1 protein-coding gene, 5 tRNA genes and 3 other annotated features are annotated in these 3,278 nt (G+C 44.6%); of the genes, 1 reads left to right on the top strand and 5 read right to left on the bottom strand.

Annotated features, from left to right (window positions below; genetic code table 11):
• Positions 1 to 879 (top strand): IS200/IS605 family element RNA-guided endonuclease TnpB (gene tnpB / locus AF333_RS08080; RefSeq protein WP_235496233.1); only part of this gene is annotated, 879 nt, incomplete at its 5' end.
• Positions 880 to 1,690: 811 nt separating this feature from the next.
• Here the strand turns inward: tnpB and AF333_RS08075 are convergent.
• The 5 genes from AF333_RS08075 to AF333_RS08060 form a co-directional block, all read right to left on the bottom strand.
• Positions 1,691 to 1,767, bottom strand: a tRNA-Val gene (locus tag AF333_RS08075).
• Between the two features lie 11 nt (positions 1,768 to 1,778).
• Positions 1,779 to 1,853 (bottom strand) — tRNA-Leu (locus AF333_RS32660).
• A 78-nt stretch (positions 1,854 to 1,931) separates the two neighbouring features.
• Positions 1,932 to 2,006, bottom strand: a tRNA-Cys gene (locus AF333_RS08070).
• A gap of 15 nt (positions 2,007 to 2,021) precedes the next feature.
• Positions 2,022 to 2,098, bottom strand: a tRNA-Pro gene (locus AF333_RS08065).
• A gap of 339 nt (positions 2,099 to 2,437) precedes the next feature.
• A tRNA-Asn gene (locus tag AF333_RS08060) sits at positions 2,438 to 2,513 on the bottom strand.
• A 181-nt stretch (positions 2,514 to 2,694) separates the two neighbouring features.
• Positions 2,695 to 2,956: a sequence feature (23S ribosomal RNA rRNA prediction is too short), on the bottom strand.
• A gap of 19 nt (positions 2,957 to 2,975) precedes the next feature.
• Positions 2,976 to 3,135: a sequence feature (23S ribosomal RNA rRNA prediction is too short), on the bottom strand.
• A gap of 20 nt (positions 3,136 to 3,155) precedes the next feature.
• Positions 3,156 to 3,278, bottom strand: a sequence feature (23S ribosomal RNA rRNA prediction is too short).

Genomic DNA, 3,278 nt, shown 5'->3' with positions numbered 1-3,278 from the left:
TTACTTTACTCACGATTCTTTAAAAAGCAAAACGATGCTCCACGCTTCAAAAGCAAAAAGAACAAGGTTCAGTCCTATACAACGAAACACACGAACGGAAATATTGCGATCGTCGGAAATAAAATTAAACTCCCGAAGCTTGGGTGCGTTCGCTTTGCAAAATCAAGGGAAGTGGAAGGGCGGATTTTACATGCTACGATTAGACGCAACCCATCTGGAAAATATTTTGTTTCGCTGTTGGTGGAAACAGGGGTACAGCCATTGCCGAAAACAAACAGCGAAGTTGGAATCGATGTTGGGCTTAAACATTTCGCTACTCTATCTAACGGAGAAGTATTTGGCAATCCAAAATTTTTTCGGACATTAGAAGAAAAGTTAGCCAAAGCCCAACGTATTCTTTCCAGGCGACAGCAAGTAGCGATCAAGCAAAAGCGTAAGCTGTCTGAAGCGAGGAACTACCAAAAGCAAAAACGAAAAGTTGCCCGAATCCATGAACGCGTTGCCAATGCCCGAGGCGACTACTTGCAAAAAATTTCAACGCATCTTGTCAAAAACCACGACATCCTTGCGATTGAAGATTTGCAAGTATCGAACATGATGAAAAATCATAAGGTAGCGAAAGCCATTAGCGAAGTGTCTTGGTATCAATTCAGAACAATGTTGGAATACAAAGCAAAATGGTATGGGCGTACTGTCGTTGCAGTAGGTAAAACGTTTGCTTCTTCACAGCTTTGTTCGTGTTGTGGATACCAAAATAAAGAAGTTAAGAACCTTAACTTGCGACAATGGAAGTGTCCTTCTTGCCATAGTGAATGGGACAGGGATGTAAACGCAAGTTTAAATATTCTTGCTGAAGGCAAAAGACTATTATCTGCCTAATCGCAGGAACCGTAGGAACGACGGGGATAGCCTAATTAATTAGAAGCCGTTAGGTTTCCGTACTTAGGAATCTCGTGGCTTTAGCCATGAGAGGTTCAAATAATCAAATGAAGGAAAAGGGACTTTCTGTTTTAACAATAATGAAAGCACACTCTATCCTATCAGCAGCATATAGCCAAACTGTTAAGTGAAAAATTATAGCCCTGAACCTGGCTAGCGTGTAGATTTGCCGCAGATAGAAAGAAATAAGCTTCGAGCACTGATCTCAGAAGGAATAAAACGTTTCTTCGAAGCGGCAACATCTAACCAATGATTTGCTCTTTTGACATTCATACTGACGACTGGAATGCATCCAGGAGAAGTCTTAGAGGAAGATAGGATACGTGTAGTATTCCTTTGTAACGAGAAACAGAGGCTTAGCGCTGACGGAACCAAAATTCTCCCACAGCGTCGGATGATTCCTCTACCTGTGCTTCCGCAGTTGAAGCACTGCCACGAATAAAATAAGACAAAAAACTAGAGGTGCTCACTGACTAGACCGAAACACAACCACGACTTTGTAACTGAATATCTGTAATGTAGTAGGCCGGCACTTTAAATCGACGCTAAAAGGACTGGGGTGCCGGATATGCAAAAGCAAACAATGGAGAAGCTGAAGATGATGTTATTTTAACCGCCGCTGGTACACTGCATGCACACCAGAAAAAGTTGGCACCTCGAACACAAAAATAGCCCACTCAATTAGCGGGCCTTTCATTATGCAAACAACAAAAAAGCCCTTGCTATGCAAAGACTTGTACATTCATATGTATGGTGGACTCAATTGGATTCGAACCAACGACCTCTACGATGTCAACGTAGCGCTCTAACCAACTGAGCTATGAGTCCAATTATGTATATGGTGCGCGAGACTCGAACTCGCACGGTCGTACGACCACTACCCCCTCAAGATAGCGTGTCTGCCAATTCCACCACGACCGCATTTTTATGGCGTCAACTATTTAAATTTATCACATTTATATAGTTTCTGCAAGGATTTTTAAATGGTTTTATGGAGGGAGTACCCGGATTTGAACCGGGGAATAAAGGTTTTGCAGACCTTTGCCTTACCACTTGGCTATACTCCCATTATGTAAAACAACTGGTCGGAACGACAGGATTTGAACCTGCGACCTCACCCACCCCAAGGGTGCGCGCTACCGAGCTGCGCCACGTCCCGATATACACTCATACATCAATATATGCAAAGCAAATGCTTTCCATGATTCTATGTAAAAAAGTTTTTTGACGCAACGCTATGATGACTACTATCTTAATTACTTTGGGCCCCCGCAAAAGTAATTGGAATAAGCTTCAGGGCTGCACTTCACTTTTGTGGGTTAATATTTTGACTGCACTCCTCGAGTACCACTGATTTCATCCGGTAAAGATGTTAATTCGACGTAGTACGGACGATATTTTAGTTGCACCCTATGGGTACTACCGTCGTATTTGAACGTAGAAGATAACTCGACGTTGTTCAAACACAATANAGCATTTCTCATTTTTAAAGAAAAGATGGCTCCGCAGGCCGGACTCGAACCAGCGACCGATCGGTTAACAGCCGATTGCTCTACCGACTGAGCTACTGCGGAACAAAATCAGTGGACAATTGATAATTAACAGGTGATAGTTATAAGAAACTATCCCTTAATCAACATCCATTATCCAAGGTGCTTGCACCTTGAAAACTGAATCAGAAGAAACAACACTTTTGGAAAATCACTTAACTGTCAATTGTCACTTATCAACTGACAACTTTATTTGGTTAAGCCCTCGACCGATTAGTATTCGTCAGCTCCGCGTGTTGCCACGCTTCCACCCCGAACCTATCTACCTCATCATCTTTAAGGGGTCTTACCAGCTTATGCTGTGGGAAATCTCATCTTGAGGGGGGCTTCACGCTTAGATGCTTTCAGCGCTTATCCCGACCGCACATAGCTACCCAGCTGTGCTCCTGGCGGAACAACTGGTGCACCAGCGGTGCGTCCATCCCGGTCCTCTCGTACTAAGGACAGCTCCTCTCAAATTTCCTGCGCCCACGACAGATAGGGACCGAACTGTCTCACGACGTTCTGAACCCAGCTCGCGTACCGCTTTAATGGGCGAACAGCCCAACCCTTGGAACCTACTTCAGCTCCAGGATGCGATGAGCCGACATCGAGGTGCCAAACCTCCCCGTCGATGTGGACTCTTGGGGGAGATAAGCCTGTTATCCCCAGGGTAGCTTTTATCCGTTGAGCGATGGCCCTTCCATGCGGAACCACCGGATCACTAAGCCCGACTTTCGTCCCTGCTCGACTTGTAGGTCTCGCAGTCAAGCTCCCTTGTGCCTTTACACTCTGCGAATGATTTCCAAC

Origin of the sequence: Aneurinibacillus migulanus, assembly GCF_001274715.1 — a bacterium.
GTDB lineage: Bacteria > Bacillota > Bacilli > Aneurinibacillales > Aneurinibacillaceae > Aneurinibacillus > Aneurinibacillus migulanus.
This window is presented reverse-complemented; position numbering and strand designations above follow the sequence as displayed.